This window comes from Sphingomonas phyllosphaerae FA2 (genome assembly GCF_000427645.1).
Taxonomy (GTDB): domain Bacteria; phylum Pseudomonadota; class Alphaproteobacteria; order Sphingomonadales; family Sphingomonadaceae; genus Sphingomonas; species Sphingomonas phyllosphaerae.
Genome location: NZ_KE386571.1, coordinates 2,623,349 through 2,638,313 on the forward strand (window position 1 = coordinate 2,623,349; position 14,965 = coordinate 2,638,313).

Below are 14,965 nucleotides of genomic sequence, written 5' to 3' on the forward strand. Positions count from 1 at the left end.
CGCGCCCCGCACGGGCGAAGCAAGCCCGCCCTGCGGAGCGCGATGAGGGACGACGTGGGGCTTTCTCGTGAGCGAACGTCGCCGCCAGGGCGTCACGATCCGCGCCGTTGCCGAGCGCGCCGGCGTCTCGGCAATGACCGTCTCCAACGTCATCAACCGCGCCGGGCGCGCCAGCCCGGCGACGGTCGCCGCGGTCCATGCCGCGGTCGCCGAACTCGGCTATGTCCCTAACGTCGTCGCGCGCCGGCTCGCACGGGCACGCGCGACGACGGTCGGGCTGCTCTATAGCGGCGCGCGCGCGCCATTCCTCGACGCCATCCTCGTCGGCGCGCTGCGCGCCACCAATGCCCGCGGGCTGCAATTGCTGCTGCACGAGGAAGCCCCCGGCACCCCCGAAGCTGCCGAAGCCGCCGCACGCTCGCTCGCGCGTGGCGGTGCCGACGCGCTGTTGCTGGTGCCGCCCTTCGCCGAGTTGTTGCACGACTCGCCGGTGCTTCAGGACCTCGCGCTGCCCGTCGCCGCGATCGCGATCGGCCATGTCATGCCCGGTATCGCCACGGTGCGGATCGACAATCGCGCCGCGATGGCGGACCTGACCGCATTGCTGATCGCGCGCAACTATCGTCGGATCGCGCTGATTGCGGGCAACCCCCGCCACTCCGACAGTGCGCCACGCGTGCAGGGCTATTACGACGCGCTGGCCGCGCACGGCATTGCCGCCGACCCGTCGCTGGTGATAGAGGGTCGCTTTGACCGCAGCTCGGGCGAGGAAGCGGCGCAGGCGCTGCTGGCCGGCGCGACGCGACCCGATGCGATCATGTGCAGCAACGACGATATGGCCGCCGGGGTGATCGCCGAGGCGCACCGGCGCGGGCTGGTGCTCCCGCGGGACCTTGCCGTCACCGGCTTCGACGACACCACGCTGGCGGCGCGCATCTGGCCGCCGCTCACCACCGTCCGCCAGCCTGCCGAGGAAATGGCCTTCCGCGCCGCCGAGCGACTGATCGGCACCGGGGACGGCGACGAAGCCGCCAGCGACATGATCGTCCCGCACGCGATCGTCGAACGCGAGTCGACGCCACAGCGATAGGATTAAGGTTTTGATTGCCCCATGCCACCACGCTCCGCGAAGCTGGCGGCGTCCGGGTTCAGCGGTAAAGACCGTCATTGCGAGCGCAGCGAAGCAATCCAGAGCCGGATCAGGACGCCCTGGATTGCTTCGCTACGCTCGCAATGACGAACCTAGTCGCTGACGGCTCCTTCAGGGATGCACCCGCCCCGTCAGCACCGGTTCGTCGAGGTCGATCGCCTCGCGCGTCAGCTGCTTGCGCTTATGCTTCCCGGCATGGGCGACACCCTTCACCACGTCGCCGACCAGCATCAACGGATCGGTCGCCTCGCCCGGTCGCTCGCAACAGCTGCCGGGCGCGATCGCGGTCTGCACCCCGCGCGCGAGCGCGACCACCGGCCCGAAGATATTGAACCCGACGGTGCATCCATCCAGACGCGTCGCGCACGGGCCAGACTCAGACGCCAGTGCGCCAATCCCCCTCATATCGCGATTGACCGGACGGGGCCTCGGCGAAACCGCCTCGTTCGGCAACGGCAGCGCCTGTGACGGCAGTGGATCGGCGCACACCACCACCTCGCCCTGATCGCTGCTGCGAACGCACGGCTCATCGTTCACCGGGGCGAGGATCGAGCGTCGTGTCGGCACCGCCGGGGCTGCGGCTTGTAGCAGGATCGCGACGATCAGCATCGCGCCGGTCCGATCACGGATGCACGCGACCGGTCAGCACCGGCTCGTCGAGGTCGATCGTCTCGCGCGATGCCTTTCCCGGCCCCGGCTTATGCTTGCCGATCCGCCCAACCCCGGCAACGACGTCACGCCCCAACCGATAATGATCGGTCGCTTCTCGCGAGTCTTCGCAACAGCTTCCGGGAGCGACCAGCTTCTGCACTCCGCGCACCAACGCCGTTCCCATACCGAAAAGGTTCAAGGGCGCGAGACAGCCCCGAATCGTTGCCGAACAAGGATCGGCCTCCGATCGCAACGCCGCTATACCTGTCAGGTGGCGGTTGACCGGTTTCGGCATCGACGCGACCGCCTCTTCGGGCAAAGGTAGCGCCTGCGCCGGCAGCGGATCGGCACATACCACAACCTCGTTGACCGCCGACCGGCGCACGCACGGCTGTGTACCGACCGGCACCAGCACCGAATGGCTGCGCGGCACGGCCGGGGCTGCGGCCTGTAGCAAGAGCGCAACGATCAGCATCGCCGCGCATCCTGCGGGGCCGCATGCGCGCGGTCAACCGACCGCGCGCCGTTTCGGGTCAGGGACGCAGCGCGGTATCGTCGCGGTCGTCGAGATCGTCCGTGGCGACATTGCCATCGTCGAACTCGGCCTGCACCTCGTCCTCCGCGACGTCGCTGTCGTCGGCGTCGACATCGCCGTCCTGCCGCGCGACCTCACCGTCGGTCATCAGCAGCTCGTCCTCGTCCTCGGCGTCGTCATCGGTGCCGATGTCGGGTTCGAGATCGACGATGATCGTCCCGTCGCCCGGCCCGTCGCGGGTCGCCTCCAGGATTTCGGCGCGCTGGCTCTCGTCATAGCCGTCCTCGTCATAGCCATCGTCGCCCGAGCCCTGACCATACACCTGATGCCCGCCCATCGCGCAGCTCCTCCAATCGTTACGCCGATCGAACGGCAGACTCACCCCGCCGGTTCCGGTGGCTGGCGTCCCGACCGCGGAGCGCTTACCTAGGATGTTCAGAATCACGGACGAATGACCATGCTCGACACCCCCGCCGGCTCCGACACCGCCGCCGTCCCCACGCTCAGCCTCGCCGATCAGGCGCGCGACCCCGATGCGTTCGCCGCCGCGCTGGGCGGATCGTTCGAGCGGTTCGGGTTCGCGATCGTCGCGGATCATGGCGTGCCGCAGCCGCTGATCGATCGTGCCTGGACGGAAACCGCCGAGCTGTTCGCGCTGCCCGAGGAAGAGAAGCGCCGCTACCACACGCCCGGCGGCGGCGGTGCGCGCGGCTACACCCCGTTCAAGACCGAGATCGCCAAGGACGCGCGCCACGTCGACCTCAAGGAATTCTGGCACGTCGGCCGCGAACTGCCGCAGGGCCATCGCTACGCCGCCGACATGGCCTCCAATATCTGGCCCGAAAGCCCCGCCGGCTTCCGCGACACCTTCATCGAGCTGTTCGCCGCCTTCGATCGTGCCGGCGACCGGCTGCTGTCGGCGATCGCGCGCCACCTCGGCCTCGCGCCCGACTGGTTCGACCCGGCGGTTAAGGACGGCAATTCGGTGCTGCGCCTGCTCCACTATCCGCCGATCCCCGCCGATGCCGAGGGAGTCCGCGCCGGCGCGCACGAGGACATCAACCTCATTACCCTGCTGCTCGGTGCCGAGGAAGCCGGGCTCGAGCTGCTCGATCGCGCCACCGGCCAGTGGCTCGCGATCAAGCCGCCGGAGGGCGCGATGGTCGTCAACGTCGGCGACATGCTGCAACGGCTGACCAACCACGTCCTGCCCTCGACCACGCACCGCGTCGTCAACCCGCCGCCCGAGCGCCGCGGTCATTCGCGTTACTCGATGCCGTTCTTCCTGCACCCCGCGCCCGATTTCCTGATCGAAACGCTGCCGCAGACGATCACCGCGGAAAGCCCGAACCGCTACCCCGAGCCGATCACCGCCAACGGTTACCTGCACCAGCGGCTGGTCGAAATCGGGCTCATCAAGGCATGAGGGATCTGTCCGGGATCATCAGCGGCACGATCCGTCTGGACACCGATGCCGACGTGTCGGGGATCGTCAGCGGTGACATCACGGTGGCGCCCGGTTGTCGCGTTACGATCTCGGGCATGGTGCGCGGCGACGTCACCGCCGAACCGGGGGCCCAGGTGACGATCACCGGCATCGTCAACGGCGCGGTCCATGCCGAAGGCGCAACCGTGCATGTGACGGGGATCGTGACGCTGCCGTGAGGGCGCGTCCAACCGTCATTGCGAGCGCAGCGAAGCAATCCAGAGCGTCCTGATCCGGCCCTGGATTGCTTCGCTACGCTCGCAATGACGTCGAAAGTTTAAGCCGTCCGCTCCGGCACCGCCGCGGCATCCGCGGCGATCGAGGTCGCCGGCGCCAGCGCCTCCCACGGGAACACGAACCAGTCCTTCGTCACGGCGCGGTCGATCGTCCGCGCCGCGAGGTCGACCTTCGCCGCCGAGCCGCGATTGTCGATCAGCGTCGCGAAGCGCATCGCCCCCGCGGTCGCGCCGGCCTGCTCCAGCAACTCGCGCAGCTTCGCGATCGTGCGGCCCGAATCATTGATGTCGTCGACGAACAGCAATTTTTGTCCCTCGCGGGTCAGCATCGCCAGCCGTTCGACCACGGGGGCGGCGCGCGTCGCATCCTGCGTCGAATAATCCACCGACTGCATCGGCAGCCCGGCCGCATGGCTGAGGTACACCGCGGGCACCAACCCGCCGCGCCCTATCCCCACCAGCAAGTCGGGGCGCCAGGCGGTGTCGCGCGCGATCTTCGCGGCGAGCGTCCGGACATCGGCAATCAATTCGGCATGGGTGACGGCGGTAAGGATTGGCATCACGATCCTCTACACGACCGCCCCGGCCATGCCATAGCCCGCGCTGGCTATTTTCCGTCGAACCCGCTGGGTGCGGGCGACACCGTCACCGCCTCGCCGCCGCGGACTTCCTGCACCTCCAGCGCGCGCTCGGCGACATTGTCGCGGCCGAAGCGGAATGCGCCGTCGATACCGGCGAAACCATCGGCGTCGCGCAGCCGGTTTTCGGGGAAGGGCGACCCCGGCCGCCACTCGCGCGCGATCCGCACCACCAGCAGCACCGAATCATACCCAAGGCTCGACAGCCGGTACGGCGCGGCATTGAAGCGCGCACGGTAATTGCGCGCATATTGGCGATACAGCGTGTTCGGCACGCTCGCGAACCATGCTCCGTTCAGCACCGCAGACGACCGCGCCGCGCCGTCCGAATTCCACAGCTCGGTTCCCAAAATCTGGGTAGACGGGCTGTTGCGCCGGAGCAGCGGCACCGCAGTTGTCGCGGTCGCCGCGCTGTCGGCGATCAGCACGGCGCCGAACGGCGCATCCTTGGCCATACGCTGCACCGCGCTGCCCAGCGCCCCGCTGCCGCGATCATAGGTCTGGAGCGACACCACGCGCCCGCCGGCCTGTTCGACCGCGCGCAGGAACGCGGTCGACGCGCGGCTGCCGTACAGCGCGTTGGGGACGATCCCGCCGAAATTGTCGATGCCGCGCCCGCGCGCATAGGCGACGACGCGCTCGATCGCCTGCGCCGGCGCATAGCCGAGCACATAGGCGCCGTTCCCCGCCACGCCGGTATCGTTCGAGAACGACAGCACCGGCACCTTCGCCGCGCGAGCAATCGGCGCGACCGCGCGAACGTCCTCGGCCAGCAGCGGCCCGAGGATCAGCTGCGCGCCCTCGCGAATCGCGCGGCTCGCCGCGGCACCCGCACCGGTCGCGGTGTCGTAGCTGGTGATCCGCACCTGCTGGTTGCGCGTGTCGAGCAGCGCGAGCTGCGTCGCATTGGCCAGGCTGCGCCCGACCCCGCCGTTGCTGCCGGTCAGCGGCACCAGCAGCGCGACGCGGTTACGCGCGGTATCCTGCGGCAGCCCGTTCACCACCTCCGGCGCGGTTTCGCGTGGCGGCGGTGCGGGTTGCGCGGTCGGCGCCTGCTGCACCGGCCCGCGCGGCACCACCGTCGAACAGGCCGCGAGCAACAACGCCCCCGCGACCGTGATGACGCGCGACATTGCGCTCGACCATTGCGAACGCCCGATCGCCTCTGCCATGACTACTCCCGTGAACCCGTTGACCCCTGGCCTGTACATCGTCGCCACCCCGATCGGCAATCTCGGCGATCTCTCCCCCCGCGCGGCCGAGGTGCTCGCGGGCGCGGACGTGATCGCCGTGGAGGATACGCGCGTCACCGCCGGATTGCTCCGCCACATCGGCACCAAGCGCCCAATGACCCCCTATCACGACCATAACGCCGAGCATGTCCGCCCGCAGTTGATCGCGCGGATGGCCGGCGAGGTGGTGGCGCTGGTCTCGGACGCGGGCACCCCGCTGATCTCCGACCCCGGCTACAAGCTGGTGCGCGACGCGCGCGCGGCGGGGCATCAGGTCGTCACCATCCCCGGCCCGTGCGCCGCGATCGCCGCGCTCACGCTCGCCGGGCTACCGACCGATCGCTTCTTCTTCCTCGGCTTCCTGCCGTCGAAGGAACAGGCGCGCGCCACCGCGATCGCCGAGGTCGCCGCGATCCGCGCGACGCTGGTGATCTACGAGTCCGGCCCGCGCCTTTCGGCCCGCCTCTCCGCGCTCGCCGCCGGGCTCGGCGACCGCGAGGCCGCGGTGACGCGCGAAATCACCAAGAAGTTCGAGGAGGCGGTCACCGGCACGCTCTCGACGCTCGCTGCGCGCTATGCCGATGCACCGCCCAAAGGCGAGATCGTCATCGTCGTTGCCCCGCCCGAGCCTCCCGCCCCCGCTGCGATCGAGGATGCCGATGCGGCGCTCGCGGAGGCGCTCACCCGCCTCCCCGCCTCCAAGGCGGCAGGCGAGGTTGCCAAGGCGTTCGGCGTCGATCGCAAGGCCCTCTACGCCCGGGCGCTGGAGATGAAGGGCGAGACAGATGCCTGATTATTCGTCGCCCCGGACTTGATCGGCGCCCCGCTTTTTCTTGACGGTGGAGAGTAAGAAGCGGGATCCCGGATCAAGTCCGGGATGACGATCGACTAGGTGATGAGCGTGGTTGCCCCGCCAGCGGCAACACCCTACGACATCACTTAATACCAATATCGTACCGGAGAACGACATGACTCGCCGCATCGGCCTGCCCCTGCTGGCCGCCACGCTCCTGTCGTCGACCCCACTCACCGCGCAGGTCGCCACGCGTCCGGCGATCTTCCCTGCCCCGACCGAATTGACGCTCGGCGCCGACACGATGACGCTCGGCCGCCACGTCACGCTCATCGCGGCACCGGGCACCGACGCCGCCACCGTGGCGCTCGCCAGCCAGATCCTGCGCGCCGCCGGGGTCGAGACGATCGCCACGGCTCGCCGCCTCGCGACCGATTCCGCGCAACCGCAAATCGTGTTGGGGCTCACCGACGCCGCGCCCGTCCGCGCCGCGCTGGCAGGCACCGCCGCCGATACCGCGCGCGAGGGCTACACGCTCACGATCGTCCCCGCCACGCACACGATCACGCTCGCCGGGCACGATGCCGACGGACTGTTCCACGCTGTCCAGACGCTCCGCCAGCTCGTGCAGCGGCCCGCCCTCCCCGCGCTCGTGATCCGCGACCATCCCGCGATGCCGGTGCGCGGCACGATCGAGGGCTTCTACGGCAAGCCGTGGACGATGGTCGAACGCACCCGCCACCTCGACTTTCTCGCGACCGTCAAGGCCAACACCTACGTCTACAGCCCCAAGGACGATCCCTATGCGCGCGACCGTTGGCGCGAGGCGTATCCCGCCCAGACGCTGACGCAGCTCGGCACGCTCGCGGCGGCTGCGGCGCGCAATCATGTCGATTTCGTCTATGCGATCTCGCCGGGACCGAGCATCTGCTTCTCCGCCCCCGCCGATCTTCAGGCGCTGCGCACCAAGTTCGACGCGTTGCGCACGATCGGCATCCACCGCTTTTACGTCGCGCTCGACGACATCGAATATAAGAAGTGGAATTGCGACGCCGATCAGGCCGCGTTCGGCCCGTCGGGCGCGGCGGCAGCGGGCAAGGCGCAGGCGCAATTGCTCAACGCGGTGCAGGCCGACCTGACGCGCCGCGACCCCAAAGCGCCACCGCTCATCATGGTCCCCACCGAATATTACGACGCCAAGGACACGCCGTATAAAGCGGCATTGCGCGACAATCTCGATCCCAGGGTGGTGGTGCAATGGACCGGCACCGATGTCGTGCCGCCCGCCATCTCGGTGCCGGATGCCAAGGCCGCAACCAAGGCATTCGGCCGCAAAACGCTGTTGTGGGACAATTATCCCGTCAACGATTACGCGCAGACCACCGGGCGGCTGCTGATGGCGCCCTATACGCGCCGGGAGGCCGGGCTGGCAGGCGAGCTGACCGGCATCCTGTCCAACCCGATGAACCAGGAAGCGCCAAGCCGCGTCGCGGTCACCGGCGTGCTGGCGTTTGCGTGGAACGACAAGGACTATGACGCACAGCGGATGTGGCACTGGTCGGCGCGCGAACTGGCCGGCGGCGACCCGCAAGCGACCGCAGCGTTGCTGACCTTCTTCGACACCCAGCATATGGCCCCGACCTTCGGCAGCCAGCCGTGGCAGGAACAGGCCCCACAGCTCCACGCGCTGCTCACCCGCGTCCGCGAAACGCTCGCGGACGGTGATGCGGAGGCGCGCGCGCAGGCGCTCACCGACCTCGCCCGCGCCGCCGACGAGCTGACCGCCGCCCCCGATACGATCCGCGCCGGCGTGGCCGATGCCTCGTTCACCGAACAGGCCCGCCCGTGGCTCGACGCGCTCGCGCTGTGGGGCCGCGCGCTGCAACAGACCGCCGCCGGCCTCGCCGCCGCCGACGCGCGCAGCCCCGCCGCAACGCGCTACTTTGCCGACGCGCAACGGCTTGCGGCCGAGGCGGCGGCGATCAGGACCATCCCCGGCGCCACCCGCTTCGACGGCACGATCCGCATCGCCGACGGCGTGCTCGACCGGTTCGTCGCCGACGCGCCCGTGCTGATCGGGGACGCTACGCCGCGACCCTGATCGTGTTTCGTCCCGCCTTCTTCGCGTCGTAAAGCGCCACGTCGGCGCGCTGGACGATATCGTCCAGCCGTTCACCCGCCTGCGCCGACGCCACCCCGATGCTCAACCCGATCAGCAGGATCGACTGCGCATCGATCGTCATCGGCGCCGCCTGAAGACGCTGGCGGATGTGCCCGGCGGTGTCGGTGGCGGCATCGCGATCCGCGCCGGGCACCAGCACGACGAACTCGTCGCCGCCCATCCGCCCGATCACGCCGGCGTCACCCACAGCCGCGCGAAGCTCTGCCGCCAGATGCTGCAAGGCACGATCGCCGACCAGATGCCCCCAGCGATCGTTGATCGACTTGAAATGGTCGAAATCGATGACGATCAGACCCGCCGCGGACCGTTCGAGCACCGAAGTGGCGGCCTCCTCGAAGCCGCGCCGATTGTGAACACCGGTCAGGTGATCGTAGGTCGCACGCAGCGTCATCTCGCGATCGTGCGCATCCAGCCGCGCCGCCAGCCGCGCCCGCGCCGTCACCTCCGCCGCCACCGGCAGACACGTCAGCAACAGCAGCGCGAGGAACGCTTGCAGCAAATGCGCCTGCTCCGCCGGATCGTCGGTCATCATCGCCACCGGACCGTATCCGTGCATTGTGGCGACCCCGCCGATGATCGCCACGATCATCACCGCCGCCTTGGTTCCCAAATGGCCCACGCGAAAGGTGACCAGCATCAGCGGCGGGAACAGCAAGAACAGGATCGGACGCGGCGCGACGGCGAACACATGATACCCGACCAGTCCCACCAGCAATAGCAAGCCGAGGCCTTCGAACCGTCTCGACCACGTTTTGCGCTGCATGCACAGCAACAGATCGCCCTGGAACACCGACAGCAGAAACGGCGTAAACACCAGCAGACCCAGCCCGTCGCTAGCGATCCAGCTGACATACGATTTCAGCAACGGTTCGCCGAAGAAGTAGTAAGCCGTCACGCTGCCGAACACCCCACTGATCGCCGGCGCGACAAGCCCCGCGATCAGGATGAACTGGATGACCGCGGGCGTCGTTTGCAACACGCCGTCGTCGTCGGCCCATCGCCGCAACAGCGCGACGACCAGCGCGACCTCGATCACGTTGGTCGCGCCGTACAGCATCGGTCCTGCCAGCGTTCCGCGCGTGATCTGGTTGGCGGCCAGATTGGCCAGAAAGCCGGCGGAAAGGACCGGTATCCACCGCGGCCGCTCGTCGGCCAACAACAAGGCGACCAGGATCGCATTCGCCGGCCAGAATGCCGCGATATCGCGTCCATTGCTCGTCAGGTGGATCGTCGAGGCCGCCGCGATGAAATACAGTCCACCCGCCGTCAGGAACAGCCGGGTGGCATCCGTCGCGATCTCTCCCGCCCGCATCGCATCCTCCTGCGTCCAATAGCATCCATGTTAGTAAACAATCGCTTAATCCCGTGGTTCTTCAAGCGAGTGCGCCGGCGACATGGCGTGGCAACAGCGTTCTGCCGCTCGCTTCTCATCGTCGCGTCAGCGTCTCGCCACTTGCCCCCGCGACCCACCGCCGCCATCCTCACCCCCGATGCGCCCACCCCGCCCCCGCTCCACCGCCACCCGCCGCGTTGCGGAGGAAAGCGGCCGGCGTGGCGAGCGGCTGGCGGCGTGGTGGCTGCGGCTCAAGGGCTGGCAGATCCTCGACCGACGCGTCCGCACGCCCGCCGGTGAGGTCGATCTCGTCGCCAGACGTGGCGCATTGGTCGCCTTCGTCGAGGTCAAGGCACGGCGCAGCCCCGCCGAACTCGATCACGCGATCGACCAGCGCCGCCTCGCGCGCGTGGCCGCCGCCGCGGAGGTGCTGATGCCGCGCTACGCGGCCGCGGGCGAGGACATTCGCGTCGACGTGATCCTGCTCGCCCCCGGCACCCGCCCGCGCCATATCGAGAATGCGTGGATCGGCTACTGACAGCCGCCGCCGCGCACCTTACATCCGCGCCCATGACTCAGCCGCTCACCGTCGCCGTCCAGATGGACCCGCTCGATCAGATCAACATCGCGGGCGACAGCACCTTCGCGCTGATGCTCTCGGCGCAGGCGCGCGGGCACCGGCTGTTCCACTATACCGCCGATGCGCTCAACTATCGCGACGGGCGCGTGTGGGCGAAGGCGCATCCGGTGACGGTGCAACGCGTGGCCGGTGATCACTTCACGTTCGGGGACCCCGTGCCGCTCGACCTTGGCGAGCAGGCCGATGTCGTCCTGATGCGGCAGGACCCGCCGTTCGACCTCGGCTATATCACCGCGACGCACCTGCTGGAGCGGATCGCCGACCGCACGCTGATCGTCAACGATCCGGTCAGCGTCCGCAACGCGCCCGAAAAGGTGTTCGTGCTCGACTACGCGCGCTTCATGCCGCCGACACTGGTGACGCGCTCGCTCGACGAGGCGCGCGCCTTCCTCGCCGAACATGGCGAGATCGTCGTCAAGCCGCTGCACGGCAACGGCGGCAAGGCGATCTTCCACGTCCGCGCCGCGGGCGAGAACCTGTCGGCGCTGATCGAGGTGTTCAACCAGACCTGGCGCGAGCCCCACATGGTGCAGGCGTTCCTCCCCGCGGTGGCGAAGGGGGACAAGCGCATCGTGCTGGTCGACGGAGAGGTTGCGGGCGCGATCAACCGCCTGCCCGGCGAAGGCGAGATCCGCTCGAACCTCGCGGTCGGCGGCTCGGCGCAGAAGACCGACCTGACTCCGCGCGAACGCGAGATCTGCGACGCGCTCGGCCCGGAGCTGAAGAAACGCGGGCTGATCTTCGTCGGGATCGACGTGATCGGCGGCGAGTGGCTCACCGAGATCAACGTCACCTCGCCGACCGGGATCGTCGCGATCGAGAAATTCGACGGCACCGACGTCGCCGGGCTGATCTGGGATGCGGTCGACCGCCGCCTGAAGGAACGCGCGCACTGACGCAGCCGTTGGCGCGGACGTGACCGACTTCATCATCCACTGGATCGTCGCGGGTGGCTATCTCGGCATCTTCTTGCTGATGGCGCTGGAGAATATCGTTCCGCCGATCCCGTCCGAGGTCATCATGGGACTGGGCGGGATCGCCGTCGCGCGTGGGCAGATGGACATCGTGCCCTTACTACTGTGGGGCACCACCGGGACCACGGCGGGCAACGTCTTCTGGTATGCGATCGGGCGACGGCTCGGCTATGCGCGCTTTCGCCCGTTCGTCGAACGGCACGGCCGCTGGCTGACGATGGAATGGCAGGATGTCGAGCGCGTCCGCGGCTTCCTCCACGATCATGGCGGCTGGGTGATCTTCGTGTTCCGCTTCATGCCGACCTTCCGCACGATGATCTCGCTGCCCGCCGGCATGGCGGCGATGCCGATGCCGCGCTTTCTGTTGATGACCTTCGCGGGCAGCATCATCTGGAACGGCGTGCTGGCGGGGGCAGGCTTCTATCTCGGCAGCCGCTTCGCCGAGCTGGACCGCTACGTCGGCCCGGTCGGGATCGCGCTGACGGTGCTGGCGCTCGGCTGGTACGCGTGGCGCGTCGCGACCTGGAAGCCGCGCAACTGACTCACCACTTCGTCATTCCCGCAAAGGCGGGAATCCAGAACCTCGGACGTAGCGGCACTTACGATGACCTGCGCGTCTGGATCCCCGCCTCCGCGGGGATGACGGGGGCCTACCCCCGCGGATGCGCCGCGCGGTACACATCGAGCAGATGCGCCGCATCAACGCCGGTATAGACCTGCGTCGAACTCAGGCTCGCATGTCCCAGCAATTCCTGCAGCGCGCGCAGGTCCGCCCCGCGCCCCAGCAGATGCGTCGCGAAGCTATGCCGCAATGCATGCGGCGTGGTCCGCTCCGACAGCCCCAGCCGCGCCCGCGCCGCGCGCACCCGCGTCCGCACGATCCCGCCATCCAGCGCGCCGCCGCGCACTCCGCGGAACAGCGGCGCGTCGCGCGACATCGGCCACGGCACCTTCGCCGCATATCCCTCGATCGCCGCGCGCACCGGCGGCAACAGCGGGACGATCCGCGTCCGGTCGCGCTTGCCGGTGACGCGCAAAGTCTCCCCCAGCGGCAGCACCGCGCCGGTCAGCGCCAGCGCCTCGCCGATCCGCAGCCCCGCGCCGTACAGCAACATCAGCACCGCCCAGTCGCGCGCCGCCACCCACGGCTCGTCGCTTTCCTCCATCACATCAGTGGCCAGCGCCACCGCCTCGTCGGGGGAGATCGGGCGCGGCACGCCCTTCTTCACGCGCGGTCCCTTCATGCGCGGGGCTGCGCCGACCCCGCCCGCCCAGTCGAGGAACCCGCGCACCGCCGACAGCTCGCGCGCCGCCGACGCATTCGACAATCCGTTGCCCCGGCGGTGCGCCAGATAGGCGCGCAGGTCGCCGGCCGTGACACGCGACAGCGCGGCGCGGTCCAATTCTTCGCCCCAATGCGTCCCCAGGAACGTCAGCAACCGCTCCGCCGTGGCACGATAGGCGCGCACGGTATGCTCCGAACGGCGCCGGTCGCGCGCCAGATGCACCGACCATTGGACCGGCAGGGGTAGCGGGGCCGACAAATCGCTCACTCCGTCGCATCTCTCGCGCATGAAAGGAAATGGCAAATCAAAATTAACGTTATCGCCGCTACATGACCGATATGACGCCTGACCTTCCCCGCTATGATCGCCACGCCGAGACGGCGCGCGCGGCGGCGTTGCAGGCGCTTGCGCTGCTGGGTACCGCGCCGGAGCGCGAGTTCGACGCGCTGGTCGCACTCGCGGCCGAACTGCTCGGCTGCCCTACGGCCCTCCTGAACCTGGTCGACAACGATCGCTTGTTCGTGAAGGCGCGGACGAGGCCAGGCACGATGGCCTTCGCGCGCGATACCGCCTTTTGCGATCGCACCGTCGTGGACGATCGCATGACCGTGATCGACGACACGCTGGACGACGAGCGGTTCCGTCACAGCCCGCTCGTCACCGATGCCGGCGTGCGCTTCTACGCGGGTGCGCCCCTGCGTGTCGCCGATCCCGACGGCGTGCGCCGCGCCGTCGGCACCCTGTGCGTCGTCGACAGCGTCCCGCGCTCCGCGGATCCGCGCGAGCTTGCCGCACTGGCGCATCTCGCCACGCTTGCCGAGGCGCTGCTGGAGGCGCGTCGCACCGCGCTGAAGGCGATCCATATCGCGACGACGGGCGAGGAACTGGTCACCCGTCTGGGCCGGCAGGACCGCATTTTCCGGCAGGCCGAGCAGATCGCGGCGATCGGATCGTGGCGGCTGTCGATCGACGAACGTCGGCTCGAATGGTCGGACAATGTGTACCGCATCCACGGCCTGCCGGTCGGGCATAAGCCGCTGCTCGACGATGCAATGCGCTTCTACCCCGAACACAGCCGCGAGATCGTGCAGACCGCCCTCGCCGAGGCAGTGGCGAACGGCACGCCGTTCTCGATCGAAACCGACTTCATCACAGCCGAAGGTCGCGCCCGGCGCGTTCGCGCGATGGGCGATCCCGAAATCGTCGATGGCAAGGTCGTCGCGATGGTCGGCGTGTTCCAGGACGTGACCGAACGCCACGCGCTCGAACAGCAGTTACGCCGCTCCGCCGACACCGACGCACTCACCGGCATCGCAAACCGTGCCGCTTTCGATCGCGAACTGGAGACCGCGATGACGCGCGCGCGCCACAGTCGCATGCCGCTCCACCTCGCGTTGATCGACCTCGATGGCTTTAAGGCGATCAACGACACGCTGGGGCATGGCGCGGGGGACGATGTGTTGCGGCTGACCGGCAAGGCTCTGAGCGAACCCTGGTTGATGGGCAGCGTCGCGGCGCGGATCGGCGGTGACGAATTCGCGGTGATCGTCGAGCACCCCGCGTTGGTGGCCGATATCGCCAGCCTGCACGAACGGCTCGAGACGGCGCTTCACATCTCGGTCGAGGTGGGCGGGGTGACAATGAAAAGCGCCGGCTCGGTCGGGATCGCGCCGTTCGACGACGATTGTCATTCACTCCGCGACTTCGCGCGCCGCGCCGATGCGATCCTCTACGCCGCCAAGCGCGCGCGCGTCGGCACGCCCTACGTCCGCCGCGCCGCCTGAGCGGCGCGGCGCAAACGCGGGCACACGCGCCGCTTCCCTCCGACT

At 68.9% G+C, this 14,965-nt stretch carries 16 protein-coding genes; 9 read left to right on the forward strand and 7 right to left on the reverse strand.

The genetic code is table 11. The annotated features are described in order from the left end of the window. Positions 1-67: 67 nt before the first annotated feature. Positions 68-1,090: a LacI family DNA-binding transcriptional regulator gene (locus SPHPH_RS0112765; protein ID WP_028967032.1), complete on the forward strand. Its 1,023-nt coding sequence runs from the start codon at positions 68-70 to the stop codon at positions 1,088-1,090. A gap of 171 nt (positions 1,091-1,261) precedes the next feature. On the opposite strand, the gene SPHPH_RS0112770 is transcribed toward SPHPH_RS0112765, so the two are convergent. From SPHPH_RS0112770 to SPHPH_RS0112780, 3 genes are read right to left on the reverse strand one after another with little or no spacing between them, the layout of a single operon-like run. Then, positions 1,262-1,759: a hypothetical protein gene (locus SPHPH_RS0112770; protein ID WP_028967033.1), complete on the reverse strand. Its 498-nt coding sequence runs from the start codon at positions 1,757-1,759 to the stop codon at positions 1,262-1,264. Between the two features lie 13 nt (positions 1,760-1,772). Then, positions 1,773-2,276: a hypothetical protein gene (locus SPHPH_RS0112775; protein ID WP_028967034.1), complete on the reverse strand. Its 504-nt coding sequence runs from the start codon at positions 2,274-2,276 to the stop codon at positions 1,773-1,775. 58 nt (positions 2,277-2,334) lie between these two features. Continuing rightward, on the reverse strand, positions 2,335-2,673 hold the full coding sequence (locus tag SPHPH_RS0112780; RefSeq protein WP_028967035.1) for a hypothetical protein: 339 nt from the start codon (positions 2,671-2,673) through the stop codon (positions 2,335-2,337). A gap of 120 nt (positions 2,674-2,793) precedes the next feature. On the opposite strand from SPHPH_RS0112780, the gene SPHPH_RS0112785 reads away from it, so the two are divergent. Beyond that, entirely contained in the window at positions 2,794-3,762 is a 969-nt protein-coding gene (locus tag SPHPH_RS0112785) for an isopenicillin N synthase family dioxygenase (RefSeq protein ID WP_028967036.1), read from the forward strand. Next, positions 3,759-4,001 (forward strand): polymer-forming cytoskeletal protein, encoded by a 243-nt coding sequence (locus SPHPH_RS0112790; RefSeq protein WP_028967037.1) that lies wholly within the window; start codon positions 3,759-3,761, stop codon positions 3,999-4,001. Before SPHPH_RS0112785 ends, SPHPH_RS0112790 begins: the two co-directional genes overlap by 4 nt. A 98-nt stretch (positions 4,002-4,099) precedes the next feature. On the opposite strand, the gene SPHPH_RS0112795 is transcribed toward SPHPH_RS0112790, so the two are convergent. Together SPHPH_RS0112795 and SPHPH_RS0112800 are read right to left on the reverse strand one after the other, a co-directional pair. Beyond that, a complete protein-coding gene (locus tag SPHPH_RS0112795) occupies positions 4,100-4,618 on the reverse strand; it encodes a phosphoribosyltransferase (protein WP_028967038.1) in 519 nt (172 codons plus the stop codon). 47 nt (positions 4,619-4,665) lie between these two features. Then, the gene (locus SPHPH_RS0112800; RefSeq protein WP_028967039.1) at positions 4,666-5,868 is read right to left on the reverse strand and encodes a penicillin-binding protein activator; all 1,203 of its coding nucleotides are present in this window, start codon (positions 5,866-5,868) and stop codon (positions 4,666-4,668) included. Here SPHPH_RS0112800 and rsmI point away from each other — a divergent pair. Continuing rightward, positions 5,867-6,721: a 16S rRNA (cytidine(1402)-2'-O)-methyltransferase gene (rsmI, locus tag SPHPH_RS0112805; RefSeq protein WP_028967040.1), complete on the forward strand. Its 855-nt coding sequence runs from the start codon at positions 5,867-5,869 to the stop codon at positions 6,719-6,721. The genes SPHPH_RS0112800 and rsmI overlap by 2 nt on opposite strands. 175 nt (positions 6,722-6,896) lie before the next feature. Continuing rightward, positions 6,897-8,822 (forward strand): glycoside hydrolase family 84 protein, encoded by a 1,926-nt coding sequence (locus tag SPHPH_RS0112810; RefSeq protein ID WP_028967041.1) that lies wholly within the window; start codon positions 6,897-6,899, stop codon positions 8,820-8,822. Here SPHPH_RS0112810 and SPHPH_RS0112815 read toward each other — a convergent pair. Continuing rightward, positions 8,806-10,215: a GGDEF domain-containing protein gene (locus SPHPH_RS0112815; protein ID WP_028967042.1), complete on the reverse strand. Its 1,410-nt coding sequence runs from the start codon at positions 10,213-10,215 to the stop codon at positions 8,806-8,808. The genes SPHPH_RS0112810 and SPHPH_RS0112815 overlap by 17 nt on opposite strands. A gap of 178 nt (positions 10,216-10,393) precedes the next feature. Here SPHPH_RS0112815 and SPHPH_RS0112820 point away from each other — a divergent pair, with 178 nt between their 5' ends. The 3 genes from SPHPH_RS0112820 to SPHPH_RS0112830 are packed head-to-tail and all read left to right on the forward strand — an operon-like array spanning position 10,394 to position 12,391. Further along, the gene (locus tag SPHPH_RS0112820) at positions 10,394-10,774 is read left to right on the forward strand and encodes a YraN family protein (protein ID WP_028967043.1); all 381 of its coding nucleotides are present in this window, start codon (positions 10,394-10,396) and stop codon (positions 10,772-10,774) included. 32 nt (positions 10,775-10,806) lie between these two features. Beyond that, the gene (gshB, locus tag SPHPH_RS0112825) at positions 10,807-11,772 is read left to right on the forward strand and encodes a glutathione synthase (protein WP_028967044.1); all 966 of its coding nucleotides are present in this window, start codon (positions 10,807-10,809) and stop codon (positions 11,770-11,772) included. 19 nt (positions 11,773-11,791) lie between these two features. Beyond that, entirely contained in the window at positions 11,792-12,391 is a 600-nt protein-coding gene (locus SPHPH_RS0112830; RefSeq protein WP_028967045.1) for a DedA family protein, read from the forward strand. Between the two features lie 109 nt (positions 12,392-12,500). Here the strand turns inward: SPHPH_RS0112830 and SPHPH_RS0112835 are convergent, their stop codons facing one another. Then, complete coding sequence (locus tag SPHPH_RS0112835) at positions 12,501-13,403, reverse strand: tyrosine recombinase XerC (protein WP_238303078.1); 903 nt, start codon at positions 13,401-13,403, stop codon at positions 12,501-12,503. 62 nt (positions 13,404-13,465) lie between these two features. Here SPHPH_RS0112835 and SPHPH_RS0112840 point away from each other — a divergent pair, with 62 nt between their 5' ends. Beyond that, entirely contained in the window at positions 13,466-14,920 is a 1,455-nt protein-coding gene (locus SPHPH_RS0112840; protein WP_028967047.1) for a diguanylate cyclase domain-containing protein, read from the forward strand. Positions 14,921-14,965 lie beyond the last annotated feature (45 nt).